25 protein-coding genes are annotated in these 24,201 nt (G+C 67.6%); 17 read left to right on the forward strand and 8 right to left on the reverse strand.

Annotated elements, in window-relative coordinates; genetic code table 11:
- Window positions 1-5 precede the first annotated feature (5 nt).
- Complete coding sequence (locus ACUZUJ_RS03450) at window positions 6-1,304, reverse strand: NupC/NupG family nucleoside CNT transporter (RefSeq protein WP_049444396.1); 1,299 nt, start codon at window positions 1,302-1,304, stop codon at window positions 6-8.
- 193 nt (window positions 1,305-1,497) lie between these two features.
- Here ACUZUJ_RS03450 and ACUZUJ_RS03455 point away from each other — a divergent pair, with 193 nt between their 5' ends.
- The 5 genes from ACUZUJ_RS03455 to ACUZUJ_RS03475 all read left to right on the forward strand — a co-directional run bounded on the left by ACUZUJ_RS03455 (window position 1,498) and on the right by ACUZUJ_RS03475 (window position 6,808).
- Window positions 1,498-2,469, forward strand: a complete 972-nt coding sequence (locus ACUZUJ_RS03455; RefSeq protein ID WP_458220777.1) for an aldo/keto reductase — start codon at window positions 1,498-1,500, stop codon at window positions 2,467-2,469.
- Window positions 2,470-2,654: 185 nt separating this feature from the next.
- The gene (hemP, locus tag ACUZUJ_RS03460; protein ID WP_458220778.1) at window positions 2,655-2,849 is read left to right on the forward strand and encodes a hemin uptake protein HemP; all 195 of its coding nucleotides are present in this window, start codon (window positions 2,655-2,657) and stop codon (window positions 2,847-2,849) included.
- 153 nt (window positions 2,850-3,002) lie between these two features.
- Entirely contained in the window at window positions 3,003-5,195 is a 2,193-nt protein-coding gene (locus ACUZUJ_RS03465) for a TonB-dependent hemoglobin/transferrin/lactoferrin family receptor (RefSeq protein WP_458220779.1), read from the forward strand.
- Window positions 5,196-5,199: 4 nt separating this feature from the next.
- Entirely contained in the window at window positions 5,200-5,799 is a 600-nt protein-coding gene (locus ACUZUJ_RS03470) for a Hemin transport protein (protein WP_049444399.1), read from the forward strand.
- 73 nt (window positions 5,800-5,872) lie between these two features.
- Window positions 5,873-6,808 carry a DUF6607 family protein gene (locus ACUZUJ_RS03475; RefSeq protein WP_049444401.1) on the forward strand — a complete coding sequence of 312 codons (936 nt, stop codon included), beginning with the start codon at window positions 5,873-5,875 and terminating at the stop codon, window positions 6,806-6,808.
- 81 nt (window positions 6,809-6,889) lie between these two features.
- On the opposite strand, the gene ACUZUJ_RS03480 is transcribed toward ACUZUJ_RS03475, so the two are convergent.
- The 4 genes from ACUZUJ_RS03480 to ACUZUJ_RS03495 all read right to left on the reverse strand — a co-directional run bounded on the left by ACUZUJ_RS03480 (window position 6,890) and on the right by ACUZUJ_RS03495 (window position 10,960).
- Window positions 6,890-7,375 (reverse strand): hypothetical protein, encoded by a 486-nt coding sequence (locus ACUZUJ_RS03480; RefSeq protein WP_458220780.1) that lies wholly within the window; start codon window positions 7,373-7,375, stop codon window positions 6,890-6,892.
- 2 nt (window positions 7,376-7,377) lie between these two features.
- Window positions 7,378-7,731 carry a DMT family protein gene (locus ACUZUJ_RS03485; protein ID WP_049444405.1) on the reverse strand — a complete coding sequence of 118 codons (354 nt, stop codon included), beginning with the start codon at window positions 7,729-7,731 and terminating at the stop codon, window positions 7,378-7,380.
- A gap of 68 nt (window positions 7,732-7,799) precedes the next feature.
- Window positions 7,800-10,316, reverse strand: coding sequence for an ABC transporter permease (locus ACUZUJ_RS03490; protein ID WP_510468066.1), 2,517 nt, complete (start codon window positions 10,314-10,316; stop codon window positions 7,800-7,802).
- Window positions 10,313-10,960 (reverse strand): ABC transporter ATP-binding protein, encoded by a 648-nt coding sequence (locus ACUZUJ_RS03495; RefSeq protein ID WP_049444409.1) that lies wholly within the window; start codon window positions 10,958-10,960, stop codon window positions 10,313-10,315. The genes ACUZUJ_RS03490 and ACUZUJ_RS03495 overlap by 4 nt, the downstream gene beginning before the upstream one ends.
- 75 nt (window positions 10,961-11,035) lie before the next feature.
- Between ACUZUJ_RS03495 and ACUZUJ_RS03500 the strand changes: the two genes are divergently transcribed.
- From ACUZUJ_RS03500 to ACUZUJ_RS03510, 3 genes are all read left to right on the forward strand, one after another.
- A complete protein-coding gene (locus ACUZUJ_RS03500; protein ID WP_049444410.1) occupies window positions 11,036-11,680 on the forward strand; it encodes an arylesterase in 645 nt (214 codons plus the stop codon).
- Between the two features lie 87 nt (window positions 11,681-11,767).
- Window positions 11,768-12,481, forward strand: coding sequence for a response regulator transcription factor (locus ACUZUJ_RS03505; RefSeq protein ID WP_002811889.1), 714 nt, complete (start codon window positions 11,768-11,770; stop codon window positions 12,479-12,481).
- 155 nt (window positions 12,482-12,636) lie between these two features.
- Entirely contained in the window at window positions 12,637-13,908 is a 1,272-nt protein-coding gene (locus ACUZUJ_RS03510; protein ID WP_164115831.1) for a sensor histidine kinase, read from the forward strand.
- A gap of 295 nt (window positions 13,909-14,203) precedes the next feature.
- On the opposite strand, the gene ACUZUJ_RS03515 is transcribed toward ACUZUJ_RS03510, so the two are convergent.
- Window positions 14,204-14,905 (reverse strand): SGNH/GDSL hydrolase family protein, encoded by a 702-nt coding sequence (locus ACUZUJ_RS03515; protein WP_458220781.1) that lies wholly within the window; start codon window positions 14,903-14,905, stop codon window positions 14,204-14,206.
- 213 nt (window positions 14,906-15,118) lie between these two features.
- Between ACUZUJ_RS03515 and ACUZUJ_RS03520 the strand changes: the two genes are divergently transcribed.
- From ACUZUJ_RS03520 to ACUZUJ_RS03560, 9 genes are all read left to right on the forward strand, one after another.
- Complete coding sequence (locus ACUZUJ_RS03520) at window positions 15,119-15,514, forward strand: diacylglycerol kinase (protein ID WP_049443619.1); 396 nt, start codon at window positions 15,119-15,121, stop codon at window positions 15,512-15,514.
- Between the two features lie 33 nt (window positions 15,515-15,547).
- Complete coding sequence (locus ACUZUJ_RS03525) at window positions 15,548-16,297, forward strand: TerC family protein (RefSeq protein ID WP_458220782.1); 750 nt, start codon at window positions 15,548-15,550, stop codon at window positions 16,295-16,297.
- A gap of 225 nt (window positions 16,298-16,522) precedes the next feature.
- On the forward strand, window positions 16,523-17,683 hold the full coding sequence (locus ACUZUJ_RS03530; protein WP_101764943.1) for an MFS transporter: 1,161 nt from the start codon (window positions 16,523-16,525) through the stop codon (window positions 17,681-17,683).
- Window positions 17,684-18,221: 538 nt separating this feature from the next.
- Window positions 18,222-18,842, forward strand: coding sequence for a LemA family protein (locus ACUZUJ_RS03535; protein WP_014036028.1), 621 nt, complete (start codon window positions 18,222-18,224; stop codon window positions 18,840-18,842).
- A 3-nt stretch (window positions 18,843-18,845) separates the two neighbouring features.
- A complete protein-coding gene (locus ACUZUJ_RS03540; RefSeq protein WP_119007419.1) occupies window positions 18,846-19,730 on the forward strand; it encodes a TPM domain-containing protein in 885 nt (294 codons plus the stop codon).
- Window positions 19,730-20,224, forward strand: coding sequence for a TPM domain-containing protein (locus tag ACUZUJ_RS03545; protein WP_049443625.1), 495 nt, complete (start codon window positions 19,730-19,732; stop codon window positions 20,222-20,224). The genes ACUZUJ_RS03540 and ACUZUJ_RS03545 overlap by 1 nt, the downstream gene beginning before the upstream one ends.
- 51 nt (window positions 20,225-20,275) lie before the next feature.
- Window positions 20,276-21,163, forward strand: a complete 888-nt coding sequence (gene lgt / locus ACUZUJ_RS03550; RefSeq protein WP_049443626.1) for a prolipoprotein diacylglyceryl transferase — start codon at window positions 20,276-20,278, stop codon at window positions 21,161-21,163.
- Window positions 21,160-21,954, forward strand: a complete 795-nt coding sequence (locus ACUZUJ_RS03555; RefSeq protein WP_049443628.1) for a thymidylate synthase — start codon at window positions 21,160-21,162, stop codon at window positions 21,952-21,954. Before lgt ends, ACUZUJ_RS03555 begins: the two co-directional genes overlap by 4 nt.
- 5 nt (window positions 21,955-21,959) lie before the next feature.
- Window positions 21,960-22,451, forward strand: coding sequence for a dihydrofolate reductase (locus ACUZUJ_RS03560; protein WP_014036033.1), 492 nt, complete (start codon window positions 21,960-21,962; stop codon window positions 22,449-22,451).
- Between the two features lie 89 nt (window positions 22,452-22,540).
- Here ACUZUJ_RS03560 and ACUZUJ_RS03565 read toward each other — a convergent pair whose 3' ends face one another.
- A complete protein-coding gene (locus ACUZUJ_RS03565; RefSeq protein WP_049443630.1) occupies window positions 22,541-23,188 on the reverse strand; it encodes a DUF1287 domain-containing protein in 648 nt (215 codons plus the stop codon).
- Window positions 23,185-24,201 (reverse strand): symmetrical bis(5'-nucleosyl)-tetraphosphatase, encoded by a 1,017-nt coding sequence (locus tag ACUZUJ_RS03570; RefSeq protein WP_119007417.1) that lies wholly within the window; start codon window positions 24,199-24,201, stop codon window positions 23,185-23,187. The genes ACUZUJ_RS03565 and ACUZUJ_RS03570 overlap by 4 nt, the downstream gene beginning before the upstream one ends.

Genomic DNA, 24,201 nt, shown 5'->3' on the forward strand with positions numbered 1-24,201 from the left:
AGGGTTCAACTGAAGTGCGTCAGCACGCCGGCGATGGTCGCCGTCATGAAGGTGGCAATGGTACCGCCCAGCACCGCGCGCAGGCCGAACTTGGCCAGATCGTGGCGACGTTCCGGCGCCAGGCCGCCGATGCCGCCGATCTGGATCGCGATCGAGCTGAAGTTGGCAAAGCCGCACAGCGCGTAGGTGGCGATCAGGCGACCCTCTTCGGACAGGCTCACGCCGGCCACCTGGCCGTTCACGATCTGCGACAGCTCGGTGTAGGCCACGAACTCGTTGATCACGACCTTCTGGCCGATCAGCGAACCGACGGTGGTGGCATCAGCCCACGGGGTGCCGATCACCCAGGCGATCGGGGCCAGCACGTAACCGAAGATGGTCGACAGGTTGGTCGGCTTGCCAATGGCGGCGGCCAGGCCGGTCACATCGCCGATCCAGGTCAGCGGTGCGTTCAGCAGCGCGATCAGGGCGATGAAGGCCAGCAGCATCGCGCCGATGTTCAGCGCCAGCTTCAGGCCGTCACCGGCACCGGCGGCGGCCGCGTCGATGATGTTGCTGGAGGTCTTCTCCACTTCCATCTTCACCGTGCCGCGGGTCAGCGGGGTGCCGGTTTCCGGAATCAGCAGCTTGGCCACGACCAGGGTGGCCGGTGCGGCCATGATGCTCGCCGCCAGCAGGTGCTTGGCGTAGAAGGCCTGCTGCGCCGGGTCGCCACCGCCGAGCATGCCCACGTAGGCCGCCAGCACGCCGCCGGCGATGTGGGCCATGCCGCCGATCATCATGGTCAGCAGCTCGGACTGGGTCATCTTGGCGATGTACGGGCGCACGGTCAGCGGCGCCTCGGTCTGGCCGATGAAGACGCTGGCGCAGACGCTGGTGGTTTCCGCGCCGGACACGCGCATCACCTTGGTGATCGACCATGCCATCACGCGCACGATCGCCTGCATGACGTTGAGGTGGTACATCACTCCCATCAGCGCCGAGAAGAAGATGATGGTCGGCAGCACCTGGAAGGCGAAGATGAAGCCGTAGTTCTTGGTGTCCATCAACGAGCCGAAGATGAAGCCCGAACCTTCGTTGACGAAGCTGAGAACCTTGACGAAGCCCTTGCCCAGCGCATCGAACACGTCGCGGCCGCCCGGCACCAGGATCACCAGCGCCGCGAACGCGATCTGCAGGGTGATACCGGTGGCAACCAGCTTCCAGTCAACCGCGCGCTTGTTGTTGGAAAACAACCAGGTGATGCCGATCAGCACCGCCAACCCGAACAGGCCGAAGCCGATCCTGCCCAAACCTTCGACCATGTGAGTGACTCCCCTGGGGCGTCGCGAAAAACGGGAAGCCTAGTGCAGGGCAGGGGCCGGGGCAAGAAAAAGCAGCGTGCGCGCACCCATCGGTACCGATCAGGCCAGCAACGGCAAGGGCTTGCGGCCGGCGGCGGCAGGTAGAATGGGGCTCGATCCCGGCCCGGATGCGGGCCCGCAGCAGGAGATTTGCATGCAATACCGTCGCCTGGGCTCCACCGGCCTGCCGATTTCCGCCCTGTCCTTCGGCGCCTGGGTGACCTTCGGTGACCAGATCCCGCGCGACGAGGCCCGCAACCTGGTGGCTGCCGCCTGGGACCATGGCGTCAACTTCTTCGACAACGCCGAGGGCTATGCCAACGGCCGCGCCGAACAGGTGATGGGCGATGTGATCGCCGACCTACGCCTGCCGCGCGATGGCATCTGCGTCTCCAGCAAGGTGTTCTTCGGCAGCGCCAAGGACCCGCGGCCGACCCAGCGCGGCCTGTCGCGCAAGCATGTGACCGACGCCTGCCACGCTGCGCTCAAGCGCCTGCGGGTGGATTACCTGGACCTTTATTACTGCCATCGCCCGGATCCGGACGCGCCGATCGCCGAGACCGTGCATGCCATGGATACCCTGGTGCGGCAGGGCAAGATCCTCTACTGGGGGACCTCGGAGTGGTCGGCGGTGCAGATCCAGCAGGCGCTGGACATCGCCGAGGCGCGCAACCTGCAGGGCCCGTCGATGGAACAGCCGCAGTACAACCTGCTGCACCGCGAACGGGTCGAGGTCGAGTACGCGCCGCTGTATGCCGGTGCCGGCCTGGGCACCACCATCTTCTCGCCGCTGGCCTCGGGCCTGCTGAGCGGCAAGTACGACCAGGGCATTCCGGCCGACGCGCGGCTGGGCCGCGAGGGCATGGAATGGCTGCAGGCGCTGGTGCTGGGTGACGACACCGAGGCCCGCCTGGCCCGAGTGCGCCGTTTCAGCGAACTGGCGCGCGCACTGGGGTACCCCCCGGCCACGCTGGCCATCGCCTGGTGCCTGCGCAACCCGAACGTCTCCAGCGTGATCCTGGGCGCCAGTCGGGTCAGCCAGTTGCTGCAGAACCTGCAGGCGCTGGACGTGCTGGAGCAGGTCGACGCCGCCGGCTGGACGCAGGTCGAAGCCGTCTTCGCCTGACAACCCTTTGTAGCGTCGAGCCGTGCTCGGCGCTACAAAGGCACCGTGCCCACCATTTGATTGATGATATCTATCGAATTCGCGGATTCGATCATTAATCTCATCAATGAAATTGAGAATGGTTGTTGATTGTCAACTGAGAATCATTATCATTTAACTCGTCCCTCGCACGAGTCCAGATGCTCATGAATGCTCAACCTGTACTGCTGCGCCCCGAAACGCTGACCCTCCGCGATCGTCCGGTCCGTGTCGTTCCGCCGGAAGAGGTCATCGACAGCGAAGCCCTGCTCAAGGGCCGTCGTGAAATCCTGATCCAGCACGGCGACCGCTTCTACCGCCTGCCGCACACCAGCAACGACAAGCTGATCCTGACCAAGTAATCGCGGCCTGGTCGCCCGCCCCCCTCCCTCCTGCCGGCTGCGCCGACAGGGTGGGCGACCCGTCCGCTCCCGCTCTCTCCCCCTCGGTCTACCGCGTACACCCTCCGGGTGTGCCGGTAACCGGGGGTTCCCCTGCCTGACCGAACGAACCCGATGACCCGCCAAACCGCCCTTTGCCTTGCCGTCTGGATGGCCCTGCCGCTGTCCGCCCACGCTGCTGCCGCGGCCACCGCCGCACCCGACGCGCGCGAATTCGACCGCGTGCAGGTCACTGCCACCCGTACCGAGCGGGCGGTGAGCGATGTGGCGGCCACCGTGGACGTCATCGACCGCGAGCAGATGGACCGGCACCTGGTGCAGGACATCAAGGATCTGCTGCGCTACGAGCCGGGCCTGTCGGTCAGCCGCAGCGCCGCGCGCTTCGGCCTCGGCAGCATCCGCATCCGTGGCCTGGACGGCAACCGCGTGCGTGTGCAGACCGATGGCATCGCCATGCCGACCAGCTTCAACATCGGCTCGTTCTCCAACGCCAACCGCAACTTCACCGATCTGGACACGCTCAAGCGCGTGGAGATCGTGCGCGGCCCGGCCAGCTCGCTGTACGGGTCCGATGCGCTCGGTGGTGTGGTCGCCTTCGTCACCAAGGATCCGGCCGATTACCTGAAGGATGGCAAGGACAGCTACGTCGGCCTGAAGTTCGGCTACGACGGTGAGTGGAAGGGCCTGCTCGGTGGCGTGACCAGCGCGTTCGGCGGCGAACACTGGAGTGGCATGGTCAACATCAACCATCGCCAGGGCCAGGAAACCGACAACAAGGGCGACGTGCGCAGCCTCGACAACACCCGCACCGCGCCCAACCCGCAGGACCGCGATGGCCGCAGTGGCCTGGCCAAGCTGGTCTATGCACCCAGCGAGGACCAGCGCTTCCGGCTGACCGTGGAAGGCAACGAAGACAACACCGATACCAACGTGCTGTCCTCGATCGACCGCACCACCACCACCGGCATGAAGGCGCGCGACACGCAGAACCGCATCCGCGTGTCGTTCGCCCATGAAATGGATGCGCTGGACAAGGGCTTCGCCGACAGCCTGCATTGGCAGCTGTATACCCAGCACAGTGAAACCACCCAGATCACCGATGAGGACCGCGCCAACCGCAGTCGCCGCCACCGCGAGTTCAACTTCGACCAGCGCGTGTACGGCCTGCAGGCGCAGTTCAACAAAGCGTTCAGTACCGGCAGCGTCGAACACGCGCTGACCTACGGCTTCGAGGGCGCGCGCACCGAGATCCGCCAGAAGCGCGACGGCTACCAGGTGCTGGCCAATGGCCAGACCAGCACCACCATCCTGCCCGACGCCTTCCCGGTCCGCGATTTCCCGATCAGCAAGACCACCGAGCTGGGCCTGTACGCACAGGATGAAATGCGCATGGCCAACGGCAAGCTGTCGCTGGTGCCGGGCGTGCGCGTGGACCGCTACGAACTGAAGCCGGAGGTGGACAGCATCTTTGCCGAAGATAATCCCGGTGTTGCGGTGGCCAAGCTGACCAAGACCAGCGTGTCGCCGAAGCTGGGCATGGTCTATCGATTCACCGACGAATGGTCGCTGTTCGCGGGCTACTCGCATGGCTTCCGCTCGCCGCCGTACAACGACGTCAACCTGGGCTTCACCAACTTCGCCTTCGGTTACACCGCCATTCCCAATCCGGACCTGAAGCCGGAAACCAGTGACGGCATGGAACTGGGCCTGCGCTTCCTGTCGCCGGCGGCCTACGTCAGCCTCAGCGGCTACTACAACGAGTACAAGGACTTCATCGAGTCGCAGTCGCTGGTCGGTACCAACGCACAGGGCCTGATGGTGTTCCAGTCGCGCAACATCGCCGATGCGCGCATCTACGGTGCCGAGATGAAGGCCGGCGTCGACTTCGGCCAGATCAGCCCGGCGCTGCAAGGTTGGGCGCTGCGCAGTTCGGTGGCGTGGTCGCGCGGCGACAACAAGACCGAAGACACGCCGCTGGATTCGGTCGACCCGCTGCGTGGCACCGTCGGCCTGATGTACGACACCGATACCTGGGGCGTCGAACTGGCCGGTACCTTCGTCAAGCGCAAGGACCGCGTCACCGCGGCCACGGTGTACCGTCCGGCCGGCTACGGCGTGGCCGACCTGATGGCGCACTGGAACTTCGCCCCGGGCGCGACCTTCAACGTCGGCGTGTTCAACCTGGGCGACAAGCGCTACATCGACTGGTCCAACGTGGGTTCGACGCTGTCGCCAACCAGCCGCGTGCTGGACCGCTATACCAGCCCGGGCCGCACCCTCTCCGCAAGCCTTGCCGTTTCCTGGTGACCTCATGAGCCGAGCCTTGTCCGCACGCAGGAACGACGCCATCGCCGCGCAGGGCAGCGCGGCCTGGCCGACGCCGGCACAGCTGGCCACGCTCGGCACCGTGTTGTGCCTGTACCGCGCCGACGGCAACGAGCTCGGTGGCTGGCGCCAGGCAGTACGCGTGCATGCCTGCCAGGGCGTGGACAGCGAGGGCGTGCGCGAAAGCCTGTGTTTCCTTGATGCCCGCGGCCGTTGTGTGTGGCGCCTGTACCTGCTGCCCGACAGCGATTTCCTGGCCTGGGACCGGCTGGTCGCGGCGTTGCCGCCGGGCCCGGAACATGACAGCGATGGCAGTGTCGGCGAACGCCTGTGGCGGCGCCTGGCCGGGCACCTCGGCGGCCAGCGCTGGCGCCTGTGCACGCTGCGCCTGCATGCCGCCGACGATGGCCGCACCCTCGCTGCGAGCCTGTCGACGTTGTCCTCGCTGGGCGCAGCCACTGCGCGTCGCATCGCGCGGCTGGAAGGCGCCGAGGGCGAGCTGGCCATCGACGACTGCTGCTGCGCCGACGCCGCGCGTCGCCCGGCGCCGCGGGTTCCCGGCGACCTGCCGCTGATCCGGCTGTGACCCTTTCCTGATGGAACGCCTGTCGGCCACGGACGGCCTCTCACTACATCTGCAACCCCGAAGGAAGACCCCGATGAAGTTCCAGACAGCCAGCGTCATGCTGCTGCTCGCCGCCAGCGGCGTGGCCAGCGCGCAGCCCTCCGACATCGCCCGCGACCACGACAGCATCCTCGCCATGCAGGGCGAGTACACCGTCGATTTCGCCTTCGACGAGACCGTGCTGCTCAAGCCCGGCTACGAGCGTGCGCCGGCGATGCGCAGCGGCGGCAACGAGCTGGTCATCGTGGTCGAGGACACCCCCAGGCGCATCGTGCTGCAGCACCTGCTGCTGGACGAGAAGAGCGGCCACATCACCAAGCACTGGCGCCAGGACTGGGTCTACGAAGCGCCGAACCGCTTCGAGTTCAGTGCCGACCAGACCTGGCAGGTGCGCAGCATCCCGGCAGCCGTGAACAAGGGCGCCTGGACCCAGTGCGTGTACGAAGTGAGCGATGCACCGCGCTACTGCGGCACCGGCACCTGGACCTACACCAACAACGTGCCGACCTGGACCAGCGACCTCAGCTGGCGCCCATTGCCGCGTCGTGAATACACCAAGCGCAGCGACTACAACGCGTTGGCCGTGGTCAACCGCCACACGCTCACGCCCAATGGCTGGACCCACGAGCAGTTCAACACCAAGGTGCAGCGTAACGCCGACGGCAGCCAGGTGGAGATCGCCCGCGAGTTCGGCTTCAACGACTACGTGAAGACCACCGAGATCGACTTCACTCCGGCCCGCGACTACTGGAAGGCCACCGCCGGTTACTGGGCCAAGGTGCGCCAGCGCTGGGACGGCTTCCTCGGCCAGGCCCCGGGCGTGCACCTGAAGACCAAGCTCGACGGCATGGCGATGATCATCCCGCTGTTCACCCAGGCTGAAGAGATCCAGTCCGGCAAGAAGGTGAAGGACAAGCAGATCGACGAGGTGTTCGCCAAGTACGTTGAGAAGGCGCCGAAGGAAGGCTGATCGCCACGGCGCCGGTGGGTGCCGGGTTTGCCCGGCACCGCATCCACGCATGGCGTGGATCTACTGACCTTTGCCTCGCACTCAGGACGCCGGTCCACCCAGCGTGGTGAGGTCCAGCCCGGCGTTCTGGAACGTACGCAGCGTGGCCTGCAGGCTCGCCTCGTCATCGCGCGTACGGACGCCCATGATGGCGTCGCTGCAGCGCACGCGGTCCGTGCTGCACGCCTGCGGGTCGGGCAGCAGCAGCGCGGTCTGCGCGACCAGGATCGCCATGTGCGCCACTTCCTTTCTCGGCGTTGGTTGCCCCTGGTAGAACCGGTCGAACTCCGCGCGCAGGTCGGCCAGCACCTCGGCATCGCCACCCGCGTGCGCTGCATCGGCCGGAACCAGATAGGTCTGGCGGCCCTCATGGAAGGCGCGCATCTCATCGGCCAGTACCGTTTCCAGCACGAAGGCCTGCACCGGGTCCAGGACATGGCCCACCGCAGTACGGGCACATGCGGGCAGCATCGCCAACACCAGCGGCACGCCGACGAGAAGCGCGCGCAGGCAGAAGCCGTGTCTCATTGCTATTCCTTGAACATCAGAAACGCCGCCACCACGATCAGCCCGAACGCGGCGTAGTGGTTCCACTTCAGCGGCTGGCCCAGGTAGAACGCGGAGAACACCGCGAACACCAGCAGCGTGATCACCTCCTGCATGCCCTTCAGCTGCGGCGCCGAATACACCGCGCTGCCCAGCCGGTTGCCGGGCACCTGCAGGCAGTACTCGAAGAAGGCGATGCCCCAGCTGACCAGGATGACCATCATCAGCGGCGCGCTCTTGTACTTCAGGTGGCCGTACCAGGCGAAGGTCATGAAGATGTTGCTGCCGAGCAGCAGCAACACCGGGTAGAGGTAAGCGGCGAACGACGTGCCGGGCATCCGGGCGATCTCGTGGGGTGGGGCGCGCAGCATAGCGCCGGCCCCACCCCGTGCGTGTCACGGCCGCGTCAGGCTTCGCGCAGTGCCAGTGCCGGCGGCGTATGCAGGATCGTCCGCGTGCCCCACCAGCCGGCCAGCAGGCTCAACCCGATGCCGGCCACGCCGCCCATCAGCAGGCCCGGCCACGGCGGCAGCAACGGCAGCTCGAACACTTTCTGCGAGACCGCCACGCCGATAGCCGCGGCGGCGCCCACCGCCAGCAACGCCGCCAGCGTGCCCAGCGCGCCGAACTCCACCAGCACCGCGCCGCGCAGCTGGCGACGGGTCGCGCCCAGCGTGCGCAGCACCGCGCTGTCGTAGCGGCGTTCGCCGGCCGTGGCCTGCAGCGCGGCCAGCAGCACCAGCACGCCGGCCAGCAGACTGAACACCATCACCAGCTGCACTGCCTGCGCCACCCGTTCCATCACATCGCGCACCTGCGAGATCACTGCGTCCACGTCCAGCAGCGACAGGTTCGGCTGCGCGCGTACCAGCTCGCCCAGTCCGGCCGCCTTGCCGGCCGGCAGATGGAACGCCGACAACAGGTTGTGCGGGGTGTCGCCCACCGCATTCGGGTTCAGCAGCACGAAGAAGTTCGGCCGGAAGGTGTTCCAGTCGGCCTTGCGCACGCTGGTCACGGTGAATTCGCGTTCCTGCTCGCCCACTGCAATGCTGATGCGGTCGCCCGGGTACACGCCGTAGCGCTTGGCCCAGCCGATTTCCACCGACGCCTCTGCCGCGGTGCTGTCGGCCTTCCAGAAGGTGCCGTTGACCAGCGTGTTGGCCGGCGGGAAGGTGCTGCGCCAGCTGAAGTTCAACGGCCGGTTCTCGTCATCGTCGTCGCGCTGGGCCTCGCTGGACGCCGGCTGCCCGTTCTGTTCCGGCGAGCGGTCCACGCGCAGCGGCGGCTTGCCGTTGATCGCGATCAGGCGGCCGGTGGCCATCGGTTCGATGCTGGCGTCGCTGGCGCCCAGTCCACGCAGCGTGGCCAGCACGCTGTCGCGCTGCTCGGGCTGGATGTTGATCAGGAAGTAGTTGGGGGTATCCGCGGGCAGGCGCTCGCGCCACTGCTGCAGCAGGCCGGGGCCGGTCACTGCCAGCAACAACAGCGCGCACAACGACAGTGACAGCCCGACCAGCTGCATCACCGCCAGCAGCCGGCGCCGGGTCAGCGCGGCCAGGCCCAGCCGCCAGTTGCCATGCAGGCGGTGCTGCAGGCCGCGCAGCAGTTGCAGCAGCACGAAGCCGGCCCCACCGGCTGCCACCGCCAGTGCGGCCAGGCCGCCCAGCACCCACAGTGCCAGTTTCAGGTCGCCGGTGACCTGCACCGCCAGCAGCAGGCTGGCGGCCAACGCCGCCACATAGGCCAGCAACGAGGCTGGCGGCAGCGCGGCGAAGGAACGGTTGAGCACGCGCATTGGCGGCACCCCGCGCAGGCGCAGCAGCGGCGGCAGGCCGAAGCCGAACAGCAGCAACAGGCCGATGCCGGCGCCGGTCAGCGCCGGCATCGCTTCCGGCAGCGGCAGCCGCTGCGGTACCAGGCTGCCCAGCACCTGCACCAGACCTTCCTGCGCGGCCATGCCCAGGCCGATGCCGAGCGCACAGGCCGGTACCGCCAGCATCAGCAGCTGCAGCGCCAGGCCCAGCAGGATGTCGCGCTGGCGCGCGCCGAGGCAGCGCAGGATCGCCACCTGGTCGATGCGGCGCAGTGCGAAGCGGTTGGCCGCCAGCGCCGTGGCCACACCGGCCAGCAGCACGGCCAGCAGTGCACTCAGGCCGAGGAAGCGCCCGGCCAGGTCGAAGGCTTGGCGCACGCCACGCTGGGTGTCGTCCACGCTCAGCAGGCGCAGGCCTTTCACCTGCGGCAGCAGCCACTGGCGCAGCGCCGCGATCGGCTCCGCCGCGCCAGCGAACATCAGCCGGTAGTTGATGCGGCTGCCGGGCCCGAGCAGTCCCGTGCCTTCCACATCAGCGCGATTGACCAGCAGGGTCGGCGAGAGCGTCAGCAGGTCGCCACCGCTGTCCGGCTCGGCTTCGATGATGCCGGCGATACGCAGCGTGCCGGCGCCGAATTCGAGGTCATCGCCGGCCTTCAGCCCCAGCCCCTGCAGCAGGCGTGGGTCGGCGTAGGCCTGGCCCTTGGGCGGCATGCCGGCATCGGCGATCAGTGCACCGCCGGGCGTGGCCCGTACCCGCAGCGTGCCACGCAGCGGATAGCCCGCCTGCACGGCCTTGATGCTGGCCATCTGGCTGGCATCGCCGTTGAACAGCACGCTGCCGAAACTGGCGATGCGGGTGTAGGCCAGTCCACGCCTCTGTGCCTCTTCGGCGAATGCCTGCGGCGGGTTGTCGCGGCCGGCGATGCCGAGGTCGCCGCCAAGCATTTCCGCTGCACTGCCGGTCAGCGCCAGGTTGACCCGGTTCACCAGCGTGCCCACCGCGGTCATCACCGCCACGCCCAGCACCAGCGCGGCGAACACGGTCAGCAGGTCGCCGGCCAGGGCCTCGCGGCGCAGCGCGCGCCACGCGTGGCGCAGCACGTTCATGCCTGTGCCCCACGCTCGACCGGCAACAGGCGGCCGTCGTCGATGCGGTGGATGTACTGGCAGCGCTGGGCCAGGCGCAGGTCGTGGGTGACCAGCACCAGGGTGGTGCCGCTGCCGGCATTGAGCTCGAACAGCAGGTCGCTGATGTGCTGGCCGGTGGCGTGGTCCAGCGAGCCGGTCGGTTCGTCGGCGAACAGGATGCGCGGGCGGGTGACGAAGGCACGTGCCAACGCCACGCGCTGCTGCTCGCCGCCGGACAGCTGGCGCGGGTAGTGGCGGGCACGATGGGCCAGGCCGACCTGCGCCAGCACCTCGTCCACCCGCACGCGGTCCTCGCGCCCGGCCAGTTCCAGCGGCAGTGCGACGTTCTCGGCGGCGGTCAGTGCCGGCAGCAGGTGGAAGCTCTGGAACACGAAGCCGACTTCGCGCGCGCGCAGCTGCGCACGCGCCTCTTCATCGAGATCGCCCAGATCCTGGCCGGACAGCGCGATGCGGCCGCGGCTGGGCAGGTCCAGCCCGGCCAGCAGGCCGAGCAGGGTGGTCTTGCCGGAACCGGAGGCGCCGACGATGGCCGCGCTGGTCCCTTCATGGACGGTCAGGGTGATGTTGTCCAGTATGTGGACTTCACCCTCCGGGCCCTGCACGGATTTGCCGACCTGGTCGACGGCGATGGCGACGGACGCGCTGCGGGGGGACAGGCTGTCGATGAGGAGACTCCAATGCGCAAGACGGGATGGAGCCGGCGAGCCGGCGCGATGATGGTGCTGCTGCTAGGGTTCCTGCTGCTGCCCGGGCTGGCCTGTGCCAAAGGTCCGGCCGGCACCGTGCTGGTGCTCGGCGACAGCCTCAGTGCTGCCCACAATATCCCTGCCGACGCCGGCTGGGTCAGCCTGCTGCAGCAGCGGGTCAGGCAGCAGTCGAAAACCCCGGCGCGGATCGTCAATGCCAGCATGAGCGGGGAAACCACCGCCGGCGCGCTGACCCGCCTGCCGGGCCTGCTGGCGAAGGAAAAGCCGACCGTGGTGGTGATCGCGCTGGGCGGCAATGACGCGCTGCGCGGGCTGACCCCGGCGCAGGTGCAGGGCAACCTTGAAAAAATGGTGCAGGCCAGCCAGAAGGCCGGTGCCAAGGTGCTGCTGCTGGGCATCGACGTACCGCCCAACTATGGGCCGGCCTATCGCCAGCGCCTGGCGGCGGCCTACAAGGCGCTGGCCACGCAGTACAAGGTGCCGCTGCTGCCGTTCCTGCTGGAAGGCGTGGCCCTGCAGCCGGGCATGATGCAGGCCGATGGCCTGCACCCCACGGCACAGGCGCAGCCGAAGGTGCTGGACAACGTCTGGCCGCTGCTCAGGCCGCTGCTCTGAACCATTTGATTTCCTCTTGACGGAACTTCACATCACGTCCACCGTCGATCCGGCATGTTTCACAAAGCTGAAGTTAGAGGGAATCACATGCGTCAGACGAAGGAGACTTCCGGCTTGGTGCTGGTGGTCGAAGACAACCGCAACATCTCCGAGATGATCGGGGAATACCTGGAAGGTCGCGGCTTCGAAGTCGACTATGCACAGGACGGCCTGGATGGCTACCGCCTCGCGGCGGAAAACAGCTATGACGTCGTGGTGCTCGATCTCATGTTGCCGCGCCTGGATGGCATCGAAGTATGCCGTCGCCTGCGCAACGATGCGCGCAAGTCCACACCGGTGCTGATGCTCACGGCACGCGACACCCTGGACGACAAGCTCACCGGGCTGGGTTTCGGCGCCGATGACTACCTGACCAAGCCGTTCGCGATCCAGGAGCTGGAAGCCCGCCTGCGCGCGCTGATCCGTCGCGAACGTCGCCAGGTCGGTTCGGAGGTGCTGAAGGTGGCCGACCTGGTGCTCGACCCGGTCAGCATGCGGGCGACCCGTGCCGGCACCGAGCTGCAGCTGTCGCCGATCGGCCTGCGCCTGCTGACCATCCTGATGCGCGAATCGCCGCGCGTGGTCACCCGCCAGGAGATCGAACGCGAGATCTGGGGCAATGGCCTGCCGGATTCGGACACCCTGCGCAGCCATCTGTACAACCTGCGCAAGATCATCGACAAGCCGTTCGACCGTCCGCTGCTGCACACCGTGCAGAGCGCCGGCTACCGCATTGCCGATATCGCCCAGCCGATGGCCTGATCGAGGCCCGTGCCGGTGCAGCTGCAGGCCCGGCCGGGCAACGGCCATGCACGGAGCAGGGGATGACCGGCCGGCGTTGCCGCCGGTCATCGTCCGTGCACGACTACGGCGCAGTGCGCTGCCTATAATCGCAGCGCTCTGACCGGGACCCCGCAATGCCGCACGGCCTGCCGCGCAAGATCCGTATCGCCTTCATCCTGCAGGCAGTTCTGGCCAGCCTGGGCATCCTGCTCGGTGCCTGGCTGGTCTCGCTGGTGATCAAGCACAGCCTGGTCGGCGCGGCCCTGCGCGAGGAAGCGGCGTACTACTGGACGCTGCACGAGGCCTCGCCGGTGCAGCCGCCACCCAACACCCAGAACATCCGCGGCTACCTGCTGGAAAGCGGGCAGTCGGCGCTGTCGTTGCCGGCCAACCTGCGCAACCTGGAGCCCGGTTTCCACGAGCTGCCCAAGGATGACCAGCTGGTGCTGGTCGATGTGCGCCCGGCCGGCCGCCTGTACCTGGTATTCCTGCGATCGCGCGCGGAAATGCTGGCCTTCTGGTTCGGCATCGTGCCGGTGCTGCTGACCTTGCTGGCGGTGTATGGCGCCAGCTGGGTCACCTACCGGGCCTCCAAGCGCCTGGTGTCGCCGGTGAACTGGCTGGCGCGGCGCGTCTCGCGCTGGGACCCTGGCCACCCGGAGGCGGCCGACCTGGAGCCGAACAAGCTGCCCGCGGACATGCAGGGCGAGACCCGGCAGCTGGCGGCCGCGCTGCATTCGCTGGCCAACCGGGTCAGCGCGCATGTGGCCCGCGAGCGCAACTTCACCCGTGATGCCAGCCACGAGCTGCGCACGCCGTTGACCGTCATCCGCGTGGCCAGCGACATGGCCCTGGGCGATGAAACCCTGCAGCCGCGCCTGCGCCGCAGCCTGCAGCGCATCCAGCGTGCCGGCCGTGACATGGAGGCGGTGATCGATGCGTTCCTGATCCTGGCCCGCGAGGCCGACGTCGAACCGCAGATCGAGCTGTTCGACGTCAACGACATCGTCCGCTACGAGGTGGACAACGCCAACGAACTGCTGGGCAACCGGCCGGTATCGGTGCACCTGCACAGCGAAGGCCCGGTGCAGCTGCACGCACCGCCGCGGGTGCTGCAGGTGGTGGTCAGCAACCTGGTGCGCAACGCCTGCAGCTACACCGACGAAGGGCGTATCGACGTGCACGTGCTCAATGACCGGGTGGTGGTGCGCGACACTGGCATCGGCATGTCCGCCGAGGCGCTGTCGCGCGCGTTCGAGCCGTTCTACCGCGCTGAGCCAAGCCGCCCGCAGGGCACCGGCCTGGGCCTGTCGATCGTACGCCGGCTGTGCGACCGCTTCGGCTGGAAAGTCAGCCTGGCCAGCGAGCCCGGCAAGGGCACCGAAGCCACGGTGATCTTCCGGTAGTGGGCTTTGGCCGGGCTGCGCCCGGCACCCGCCGAGGCAACATCAACATCAAAAGCGGGCATTCCGAGGAGTGGCGGGGCGGCGTGGGTGTGCAGGACACGCCGTAAACCCATCCATGGGGGCTCGATGGCGCCATCCATGGCGCCAACGGTCCTGCACACCCACACCGCCCCGCCTTCGACAGTTCCCCGCGATCCGCAGTGGATCCACGCCATGCGTGGATGAATTCAGTAGATCCACGCCATGCGTGGATAGTGTTGCGGTAGCGCCGGGCCATGCCCGGCGCACGTCCGCCTCAGTTGCAGTTGACCTTCGGCGCCAACGCCCTGGTCCAGATCGCATACCCGGCCGGGGTCATGTGCAGCATGTCCTCGCGGAACAGCGTCGCGTCGGGCTGTCCATCGGCGCCGAGCATCGGCGTGTAGATGTCGGTGAAGCCGGTATTGGGCAGCTTGGCCAGCGCGGCCTTGATCAGCGTGTTGGCTTCGTTGATCGCCGGCAGCAGTTGCGCGCGCGACGGGCTCGGCTTGATCGACAGGTACTCCACCCTGGTCTTCGGCAGGTCGCGATGCACGCGCTGCACGAAGGCGACCACGTCGTCGCGCACCTGCACGGCGCTGCGGCCGCTGTTGAGATCGTTGTCGCCGGCGTAGAAGAACACCTTGCACGGCGCATAAGGCACCACGATGCGGTCTGCATACCAGGTGCTGTCGCGCACTTCCGAACCGCCGAAGCCGCGGTTGAACACCGGCTGGCCGGGGAAGTCGGTGGCCAGGCTCTCCCAGAAGCGGATCGAGGAGCTGCCGATGAACTCGATGCCACCACGCGGCGGCGGGTTGGACTGGTCGGCGCTGGCGAAGCGGGCCATGTCGCCGGCCCAGGCCACGTTGGAGACCTGTTCGGGTACCTGCGGCGGCTTGGCCGGGCTCAGGGCCAGGGCCAGCGGTGCGGCAGTCAGCAGGCCCAGCATCAGCAGGCAGGTACGGCGACGGGACATCAGGCGCTCCAGCAGGCAAGGGGGCCTCCATCATAGGAGCACGGCCCAGCCCGGTGCTTGCCCCTGGCAGGCCGTTCAGCGGGCCGGCGCGGGGTGCGGTTGGCGGCCTTGTGGCAAAATGGCGGCCATCTGCCTATTCCTGTGCACCCATGATTCCCTGCCGTGCGTCTGAGCGGTCGCTGCGCCGCGCCCCTGTTGCTGGATGTTCCACCCGTGGCTGATCAGTTCGGCCACATGCCCCGCGGCCCGCGCCGCATCTTCCAGGCCGCCCGCTGGTCCTGGCAGGGCCTGCGCGCCGCTTGGCTGCACGAGTCCTCGTTCCGGCTGGAGGTGTACCTGCTGGTGATGCTGACTCCGGTCGCGATCTGGCTGGGCCAGACCCCGGTCGAACGCGCGCTGCTGATCGGCTCGATGCTGCTGGTGCTGGCGATGGAGCTGGCCAACTCGGCCATCGAAGCGGTGATCGAACGCTACGGCAGCGAGATCCACGAGCTGGCCGGCCGCGCCAAGGACATGGGCTCGGCGGCGGTGTTCGTGCTGATGATGAACGTGCTGCTGTGCTGGGCGCTGGTCGTGGTTCCGCACGCGCTGGCCGGCAACTACGGCTGAAACCCCATTCCCCCACTGCCTTGAAGAGTTTCCATGTCCTTTGAGTTCCTCGCCGACCCCAATGCCTGGGTGACCCTGTTCACGCTCAGCGCGCTGGAAATCGTGCTCGGCATCGACAACCTGGTGTTCATTTCCATCGCGGTCAGCAAGCTGCCGGAAGAGCGTCGCCCGTTCGCCCGCAAGCTCGGCATCGCGGTGGCCTGCATCACCCGCATCGGCCTGCTGGTGTCGTTGGCCTACCTGGCGCACATGGCGGCCAACCTGTTCACCGTGGCCGGCATGGGCATCTCCATCCGCGATCTGGTGCTGATCGTCGGCGGCCTGTTCCTGATCATCAAGGGCTGCATGGAGATCAAGGAACTGATCAGCGGTGGCGAGGACGAAGATCCCAGCACCACCAAGGCCTCGGCCGTGTTCGGCTATGTGATCGCCCAGATCGCGGTGATCGACATCGTGTTCTCGCTGGACTCGGTGATCACCGCTGTCGGCATCGCCGACCACATCCCGGTGATGGTGGCCGCCATCCTGCTGTCGGTGCTGGTGATGCTGCTGGCCGCCAACCCGCTGGGCCGCTTCATCGACGCCAACCCGACCGTGAAGATGCTGGCCCTGGCCTTCATCCTGATGATCGGTGCGGTGCTGATCCTGGACGGCCTGGACGTGCACGTGCCCAAGCCCTACATCTACGCCGCGATGGGCTTCTCGGTGCTGGTGGAATGGCTGAACCTGCTGATGCGCCGCCGCGCCCGCGAACACCACGTGCCGGGCGCCGGCAACTGGTAAGCGCGCCACTGGCACGTGTGTCACCCAGAACCCCCGGCCTGGCTGGGGGTTCTGCGTTGTGGGGGCCCGGTTCTACAACGGCACTGCGGTTTTTGCACTTGCAGCGGGGTTCCGGCCTCCACTTGTGAATCAGGATCAACAGTGTTTTCCCGGGGCGAGGCTTAATCCGGTGTGGCAAAGCGCGCAGGCTACGCACTCCCGATTCCCGCCCCCCAGGAAACCTCCATGAATTCCAGAGCCGCCTTGCTGGCGCTTGCCGTCGGCGCCTTCGCCATCGGAACCACCGAGTTTGCCCCGATGGGCCTGCTGCCGGTCATCGCCGACGGCGTGGGTGTCGGCATTCCCACCGCCGGCATGCTGATCACCGCCTACGCCGTGGGCGTGATGCTGGGCGCACCGGTGATGACCCTGCTGATGGGCCGTTTCGGCAAGCGCACCGCGCTGATGCTGCTGATGTCGATCTTCGTGGTCGGCAACCTGCTGTCGGCGCTGGCCCCGAACTACGGGCTGCTGTTGCTGTCGCGCCTGGTCACCAGCCTCAACCACGGTGCCTTCTTCGGCATCGGTGCGGTGGTCGCCGCCAGCCTGGTGCCGAAGGAAAAGCAGGCCGCGGCCGTGGCCACCATGTTCATGGGCCTGACCATCGCCAACATCGGCGGTGTACCGCTGGCCACCTGGGTGGGCCAGCAGCTCGGCTGGCGCCTGTCCTTCGCCGGCACGGCGGTGCTGGGCCTGGTCGCGATCACCGCGCTGGGCTTTGCGCTGCCGGCGTCCGCACCGGGGCCGCGCCCGGACGTGCGCCGCGAACTGAAGGCGATCCTGCAGCCGCCGGTGCTGCTGGCGATGGCCACCACCGTGCTCGGCGCCGGTGCCATGTTCACCCTTTACACCTACGTAGCGCCGGTGCTGACCGAACTGACCGGTGCCTCCAACGGCTTCATCGCGATGTCGCTGGCACTGATCGGTATCGGCTTCACCCTCGGCAACGGCATCGGTGGGCGCATGGCCGACTGGTCGCTGGATGGCGCCACCCGCATCCTGCTGGCCGTCCTGGCGGTGCTGATGTTCGTGCTGCCGCTGGCCTTCATGAGCCACGCCACCGCTGCCCTCGGTGTGCTGCTGTTCGGCGCGGCGACCTTCGCCCTCGTACCGCCGCTGCAGATCCGGGTGATGCAGGCGGCCAGCGAGGCGCCGGGCCTGGCATCGTCGATCAACGTCGGTGCGTTCAACCTGGGCAATGCCGTGGGTGCGGCGCTGGGCGGTGCGGTGATCAGCTCGGGCCTGGGCTATGCCGCGATTCCGGTAGCCGGTGGCCTGCTGGCGGCCTCGGGGTTGCTGCTGGCGTGGCTGGGGCGTCCTCGTACTGCGGTGGCCGAAGCCTGCTGAGTGATGTGGGGTTCCGGCAGGGCTTGCAGCCCTGCACCCGCCGAGGCCACTGCAACAGCAACAGCGTGCATTCCGTGGGATGGCGGGGTGGGTCAGTTTGCGGGGGACGCCGCAAGTACGTCCATGTAGGCTCGGTCGCGCCATCCAAGGCGCTCACGCCCCCGCAAACTGACCCACCCCGCCTTCGACAGTTTCCCGCAGTCTGCCGGAACGGCGTCCTCCTCCGGTAGGTGTCGACCTTGGTCGACACAAATGCCTGAAGAACCGGCTTTTGCTTTTGATTTTTCTTTTGATCTTCCCGCGGTGCGCAGGAAATTGTCCGTGGCCGGGCGGGTGGGCGTGGCGGGGGTATCCGCGCCATGGATGGCGCGGCTAAGCCTCCACGGACGAATTCACGGCGTCCCCCGCCATGCCCACCCGCCCGGACTACCCAGGCGATCCATGAGCACGCCCCACCGCGGAGGGGGCGGCGCCCGATGGCCGGTCTTTCACCCGAACCATGGCATGCTCGGCGCCAAGCCCACCCGGAACCTCCGCCATGCGCCTGTTCACCCGCGTCCTGCCCCTGATGCTGTTGGCCTCCCTGCTGTCCGGCTGCGGCTACAACGCCATCCAGCAGAAGGATGAAGCGGTCAAGGCCAGCTGGTCGGAGGTCATCAACCAGTACAAGCGCCGCGCCGATCTGGTGCCCAACCTGGTGCAGACCGTGAAGGGCTTCGCCAGCCAGGAAGAGCGCGTGCTGACCGAAGTCACCAACGCCCGTTCGCGTGTCGGCCAGATCAACGTCAACGCCGACGACGAAGCCTCGCTCAAGCAGTTCCAGCAGGCCCAGGGTGAACTCGGCAGCGCGCTGTCGCGGCTGCTGGTGGTCAGCGAGAACTATCCGCAGCTGAAGTCCGACCAGAACTTCCGCGACCTGCAGGCGCAGCTGGAAGGCACCGAGAACCGCGTCACCGTCGCGCGCGGCCGCTACATCCAGCAGGTGCAGGACTACAACACCTACATCCGCTCGTTCCCGCAGGTGATCACCGCCAAGATCTTCGGTTACAAGACCAAGCCGAACTTCACCGTGGACAACGAAGCGCAGATCTCCAATGCGCCGGCGGTCGATTTCGGCAACGCGCCGCAGCAGCAGCCGGCACCGCAGCCGGGCCACTGACCGATGCGCCTGGCCACTGCGCTGCTGGCCCTGCTGCTGTGGCTGCCGCTGGCGTCGCAGGCGCAGCAGCTGGCGCCGATTCCGGCGCTGGATTCGCCGGTGGTCGATACCACCGGCACGCTGGACGCCACGCAGAAGCAGGCGCTGGTGCAGCAGGCGACTGACCTGCAGCAGCGCAAGGGCAGCCAGCTGCAGGTGCTGGTGGTGCCGACCACCCAGCCGGAGGACATCGCGCAGTACACCACGCGGGTCTTCGACCAATGGCAGATCGGCCGCAAGGGCGTGGATGACGGCGTGCTGCTGGTGGTGGCCAAGGATGACCGGCGTGTGCGCATCGAGCCGGGCTATGGTCTTGAAGGCGCCATCCCCGATGCCATCGCCAACCGGGTCATCCAGGAATACCTGGTCCCACGCTTCCGCAGCGGCGACTACGCCGGCGGCATCACCGATGCCACGGCGGTGCTGGTCAAGCTGATCGATGGCGAAACGCTGCCGGCACCGGTCAGCGGCCATCGCGGGCGGGAGCCTGGCGGTGGCGGCGACAGCTGGTTCCTGGCGTTGTTCATCGGTGTGTTCGCCGGCAGCATCCTGCGCGGTGTGTTCTCGCGCGTGCCGCGTCCGCTGCGTGGCCTGCTCGGCGGCGCCGGTGCAGCGCTGCTGGCCTTCGTGTTCACCTCCACCGTCCTGGCCAGTGGTGTGGCCGGCATCGTGGGCCTGATCGTGGCGATGCTCTCCGGCCATCCGGGCCGTTTTGCCGGTGGCGGCGGCTGGGGCGGCGGCAGCTGGGGCGGGGGAGGCGGTTTCGGCGGCGGTGGATTCGGTGGTGGTGGTGGCTGGGGCGGCGGTGGTGGCCGTTCCGGCGGCGGCGGTGCTTCGGGAGGCTGGTGATGATCCAACGTCTATGTCGCCATGTATTTTCGCCGTCGGTACGGCGCGCGTTCCCGCCCGCCACATTGCAGGCGATCACCGAGGCCATCGCGGCCGGTGAGCAGCGCCACGGCGGGCAGGTGATGTTCGCGGTGGAAGCGGACCTGCCGTTGGGTGCGCTGTGGCACAGGGTGACCCCGCGCCAGGCCGCCGAGCATGCCTTTGCGCGCCTGCGCACCTGGGATACCACCCACAACAACGGTGTACTGATCTACCTGCTGCTGGCCGACCACGCGATCGAGATCGTCGCCGACCGTGGCCTGCAGGGCCGGGTCAGCCAGGCGCAGTGGCAGCGGGTCTGCACCCACCTGCGCGAGGGGCTGCGCGGGCCGAACCCGGTCGAGGCGCTGCGTGGCGCCATTGAGGAAGTCTCGACCCTGGTGGAGGGGCACTTTCCGGCCTCGATGCGGTCAGACGATGACGGCCTGCCCAACACGCCCCAGCTCCTTGGTTGAGCCGGGGCCGCACTGGCCCGAGAATAGGCGTTCAACCGCAAGGCACCTTCCATGATCTATTTCCACGACATCGACCCCATCGCCCTCTCGCTGGGGCCGATCAAGGTGCATTGGTACGGCATCATGTACCTGCTCGGCTTCACTGCGGCCTGGCTGCTGGGCCGCAAGCGCATCGCCGACGGGCGCCTGCCGGGGGTCGATGCCAACGGCTTCTCGGACCTGCTGTTCTACGCGATGCTCGGCGTGGTGCTGGGCGGGCGCATCGGCTACATGCTGTTCTACGCGCTGGGCGATTTCCTGCACAACCCGCTGCTGCTGTTCAAGGTATGGGACGGCGGCATGAGCTTCCACGGTGGCCTGCTGGGCGTGCTCGGTGCCTGCTGGTGGTGGTCGCGCAAGCACAAGCTGCACTTCTTCGACACCATGGATTTCATGGCGCCGCTGGTGCCGCTGGGCCTGGGCTTCGGCCGTATCGGCAACTTCATCGGTGCCGAGCTGTGGGGCAAGTACACCGACGGTACCTGGGGCGTGGTCTTCCCGTCCGGCCTGCCGGCCCCACTGAACCAGCTCGACCACGCAACGCTGCAGGCGCAGTTCGCGACCGGCGCGCTGAATCAGTTCGCCCGCCATCCCTCCCAGCTGTATGAGGCGTTCCTGGAAGGCCTGGTGATGTTCGTGGTGCTGTGGACGGTGTCGGCCAAGCCGCGTCATCGCTATCTGGTCGGTGGCCTGTTCGCACTGATGTACGGCCTGTTCCGCTTCGCCGTCGAGTTCGTGCGCATGCCCGACAACGGCGTCTACGTGGCCTTCGACTGGCTGACCCGTGGCCAGATCCTCAGCCTGCCGCTGATCGCCTTCGGCCTGGTGCTGCTGGTGATGTCGCGCCGCGCGCCGGTACTGCAGCCGCAGCTGCCGGTGGCTGCCGAGGGCAAGGCATGAAGCCCTACCTGGACCTGCTCTCGCACGTGCTGGAACACGGTGCGGAGAAGAGCGATCGCACCGGTACCGGCACCCGCAGTGTGTTCGGCTGGCAGATGCGCTTCGACCTCAACGAAGGCTTCCCGCTGGTCACCACCAAGAAGCTGCACCTGCGCTCGATCATCCACGAGCTGCTGTGGTTCCTGAAGGGCGACACCAACATCGGCTACCTGAAGGACAACCAGGTGCGGATCTGGGACGAGTGGGCCGACGAGAACGGCGACCTCGGCCCGGTCTACGGCAAGCAGTGGCGCAGCTGGGCCACTGCCGACGGCGGCGAGATCGACCAGATGCAGTGGCTGGTGGACGAGATCAAGCGCAATCCTGATTCGCGCCGGCTGGTGGTCAGCGCCTGGAACGTGGGCGAGCTTTCGCAGATGGCGCTGATGCCGTGCCACAACCTGTTCCAGTTCTACGTGGTGGACGGCAAGCTCAGCTGCCAGCTGTACCAGCGCAGCGGCGACATCTTCCTCGGCGTGCCGTTCAACATCGCCAGCTACGCGCTGCTGACCCATATGGTGGCGCAGGCCACCGGCCTGGGCGTGGGCGACTTCGTGCATACGCTGGGTGACGCGCACCTGTACTCGAACCACTTCGAGCAGGCCCGCGAGCAGCTGTCGCGTGAGCCGCGCGCGCTGCCGAAGCTGTGGTTGAACCCGGAGGTGACGGACCTGTTCGGCTTCCAGTTCGACGACATCCGCATCGACGGCTACGACCCGCACCCGGCCATCAAGGCACCGGTGGCGGTGTGAGCGCAATGAAGCTCTCGATGATCGTGGCGCTGGACCGCAACCGCGGCATCGGCCAGGGCAATGCCATGCCCTGGCACCTGCCGGATGATTTCAAGCACTTCAAGGCGCTGACCCTCGGCAAGCCGATCCTGATGGGGCGCAAGACCGCCGAATCGATCGGCCGCGTGCTGCCGGGGCGGACCAACCTGGTGCTGACCCGCAGCGGCCAGGTGCCGTTCGAGGGCATGCGCGCGGTGGCGTCGCTGGACGAGGCGAAGGCGATTGCCGAAGGCGAGGGCACCAGCGAGCTGTGCATCATCGGCGGCGGCGAGATCTTCCGCCAGCTGCTCGACCAGGCCAGTGACCTGTACCTGACCTGGGTGGATGCCGAAGTGCCCGCCGACACGCATTTCCCCGAAGTGGATGCGCAGGACTGGCAGGAAGTGAGCAGCGAGCCGCACCCGGCCGACGAACGCCACGCGTACGCGTTCCGCTTCGTGCACTACGTGCGCCGCTGATCGCAACGCACCTGTAGAGCCGAGCCATGCTCGGCTGCTTTCCGCGGACACATCCCATAGCCGAGCATGGCCTGGCTCTACAGGATTGCCTACGGCATCCGGTAATGCCCGATGATCGCGTGCTGGAACAGCAGGTTCTCTTCGCGGGTGCCGCGCGCGATGTTGTGCAGTACCAGCGGCGTGCCATCGGCCAGCTGCCGGTCGGAGACGATGCCCACGTGCAGCAGGCCGTTGCCGTTGAGCTTCCAGGCAACGATGTCACCGGCTGCGTAGTCGGTGGCGAGGGCGGTGATCGGTTGCTGCCAGCCCTGCCGTTCGAACCAGCGCATCAGGTTCGGTACGCGACGATGATCGATGTTGCGATCCGGTCGTGACAGGCCCCAGATCGCCGGATAGGCACTGAAGTTGCCGCGCATGTCCTCGTGCACGCGTGCCTGCAGGTCCAGGCCTTGGCTGCGCAGGGCGCGCACCACCACGTCGGTGCACACGCCGCGATCCAGTGGCACATCACCGCCGGGATAGGCCAGCACCTGGTAGGCGGGATCGTAACGGGTGGTGACGCCGATCTGCGCGCGTGCTGCGGCCACCAGTGGCGGCGAAGGGGCCTGCGGCTGCGTCGGCGCATGTGCAGCACTATCCGCAGCCGTGGGAGCAGGCGGCGAGCCGGGCTGGCAGCCGCTGGCCAGGGCCAGCGGCAGCAGCAGCACCGTCCATGGTGCCCAGCTGCGCCGCGTCATGCCTGCGGCGGGGTGCTGTTGTTGTTGCCGCCACCCGTGCCGCCGCCACCACGACGGCGACGACGGCGTGGGCCACGGTTGCCCGGGTTGGCAGCGGCGGCGTTGCCGCCGCCCTGTTCCTTGCCCTGCGCCGCAGTGGCGGGGCGCTCGTGCGCCGGTCGCGCCGGCGGGCGGGCGTTGGGCACCGGTGCCGGTACATCGCGGCCCGGCACCTGCACCACGCGCAGTTCGTCGGTATCGAGCTGGATCGCGGTCAGCTTGCCGCCCCACACCGCGCCGGTGTCGATGGCGTGCACGCCCTGGGTGATGGTCAGGCCCAGCGCCGACCAATGGCCGCAGACGACCTTGAGGTCGCGCTCGATCCGGCCCGGCACTTCGAACCAGGGATACAGCCCCTGTTCCTGCGTGCCCGGCGTGCCCTTGTCCTCGATGCCGATGCGCCCCCGCGGGGTGCAGTAGCGCATGCGGGTGAGCACGTTGATGATCGCGCGCGAGCGGTCGTAGCCGGACAGGTTCGGGGCCCAGCTCGGCTTGTCGCCGTACATGTTGCGGAACAGCTTGCGGTAGCCGGCGCCGTGCAGCTGCACCTCGACCTCGGCGGCATGCTTCTCGGCCATCTGCGTGGTCCACTTCGGCGCCAGGCCGGCGTGCACCATCATCCAGCCCAGCTCGCGGTCCACGTGCACCAGCTTCTGCAGGCGCAGCCAGTCCAGAAGTTCGTCGCGGTCCTCGGCCTGCACGATGCGCAGCAGGTCCGGGTTGACCTTGCGCTGTTCCTCTTCGGTGCGTGCACCGACGGCCAGCAGCGAAAGATCATGGTTGCCCAGCACCACCACGCTGTGCTCGCGCAGCGAATGCACCAGCCGCAGCGTTTCCAGCGACTGGCCGCCGCGATTGACCAGGTCGCCACAGAACCACAGGGTGTCCTGCGCCGGGTCGAAGCGGATCTTCTCCAGCAATCGCTGGGTGACGTCATAGCAGCCCTGCAGGTCGCCGATCGCCCACACACTCAT

The organism is Stenotrophomonas sp. S4, from assembly GCF_054187805.2.

Coding starts and splice junctions, on each gene's coding strand:
- lgt (WP_049443626.1), top strand. CDS start 20,276: ATGATCTATTTCCACGACATCGACCCCATCGCCCTCTCGCTGGGGCCG.
- ACUZUJ_RS03530 (WP_101764943.1), top strand. CDS start 16,523: ATGAATTCCAGAGCCGCCTTGCTGGCGCTTGCCGTCGGCGCCTTCGCC.
- hemP (WP_458220778.1), top strand. CDS start 2,655: ATGAATGCTCAACCTGTACTGCTGCGCCCCGAAACGCTGACCCTCCGC.
- ACUZUJ_RS03560 (WP_014036033.1), top strand. CDS start 21,960: ATGAAGCTCTCGATGATCGTGGCGCTGGACCGCAACCGCGGCATCGGC.
- ACUZUJ_RS03470 (WP_049444399.1), top strand. CDS start 5,200: ATGAGCCGAGCCTTGTCCGCACGCAGGAACGACGCCATCGCCGCGCAG.
- ACUZUJ_RS03510 (WP_164115831.1), top strand. CDS start 12,637: ATGCCGCACGGCCTGCCGCGCAAGATCCGTATCGCCTTCATCCTGCAG.
- ACUZUJ_RS03505 (WP_002811889.1), top strand. CDS start 11,768: ATGCGTCAGACGAAGGAGACTTCCGGCTTGGTGCTGGTGGTCGAAGAC.
- ACUZUJ_RS03525 (WP_458220782.1), top strand. CDS start 15,548: ATGTCCTTTGAGTTCCTCGCCGACCCCAATGCCTGGGTGACCCTGTTC.
- ACUZUJ_RS03565 (WP_049443630.1), bottom strand. CDS start 23,188: ATGACGCGGCGCAGCTGGGCACCATGGACGGTGCTGCTGCTGCCGCTG.
- ACUZUJ_RS03465 (WP_458220779.1), top strand. CDS start 3,003: ATGACCCGCCAAACCGCCCTTTGCCTTGCCGTCTGGATGGCCCTGCCG.
- ACUZUJ_RS03515 (WP_458220781.1), bottom strand. CDS start 14,905: ATGTCCCGTCGCCGTACCTGCCTGCTGATGCTGGGCCTGCTGACTGCC.
- ACUZUJ_RS03535 (WP_014036028.1), top strand. CDS start 18,222: ATGCGCCTGTTCACCCGCGTCCTGCCCCTGATGCTGTTGGCCTCCCTG.
- ACUZUJ_RS03555 (WP_049443628.1), top strand. CDS start 21,160: ATGAAGCCCTACCTGGACCTGCTCTCGCACGTGCTGGAACACGGTGCG.
- ACUZUJ_RS03450 (WP_049444396.1), bottom strand. CDS start 1,304: ATGGTCGAAGGTTTGGGCAGGATCGGCTTCGGCCTGTTCGGGTTGGCG.
- ACUZUJ_RS03570 (WP_119007417.1), bottom strand. CDS start 24,201: ATGAGTGTGTGGGCGATCGGCGACCTGCAGGGCTGCTATGACGTCACC.
- ACUZUJ_RS03485 (WP_049444405.1), bottom strand. CDS start 7,731: ATGCCCGGCACGTCGTTCGCCGCTTACCTCTACCCGGTGTTGCTGCTG.
- ACUZUJ_RS03500 (WP_049444410.1), top strand. CDS start 11,036: ATGCGCAAGACGGGATGGAGCCGGCGAGCCGGCGCGATGATGGTGCTG.
- ACUZUJ_RS03490 (WP_510468066.1), bottom strand. CDS start 10,316: ATGAACGTGCTGCGCCACGCGTGGCGCGCGCTGCGCCGCGAGGCCCTG.
- ACUZUJ_RS03545 (WP_049443625.1), top strand. CDS start 19,730: ATGATCCAACGTCTATGTCGCCATGTATTTTCGCCGTCGGTACGGCGC.
- ACUZUJ_RS03480 (WP_458220780.1), bottom strand. CDS start 7,375: ATGAGACACGGCTTCTGCCTGCGCGCGCTTCTCGTCGGCGTGCCGCTG.
- ACUZUJ_RS03540 (WP_119007419.1), top strand. CDS start 18,846: ATGCGCCTGGCCACTGCGCTGCTGGCCCTGCTGCTGTGGCTGCCGCTG.
- ACUZUJ_RS03475 (WP_049444401.1), top strand. CDS start 5,873: ATGAAGTTCCAGACAGCCAGCGTCATGCTGCTGCTCGCCGCCAGCGGC.
- ACUZUJ_RS03455 (WP_458220777.1), top strand. CDS start 1,498: ATGCAATACCGTCGCCTGGGCTCCACCGGCCTGCCGATTTCCGCCCTG.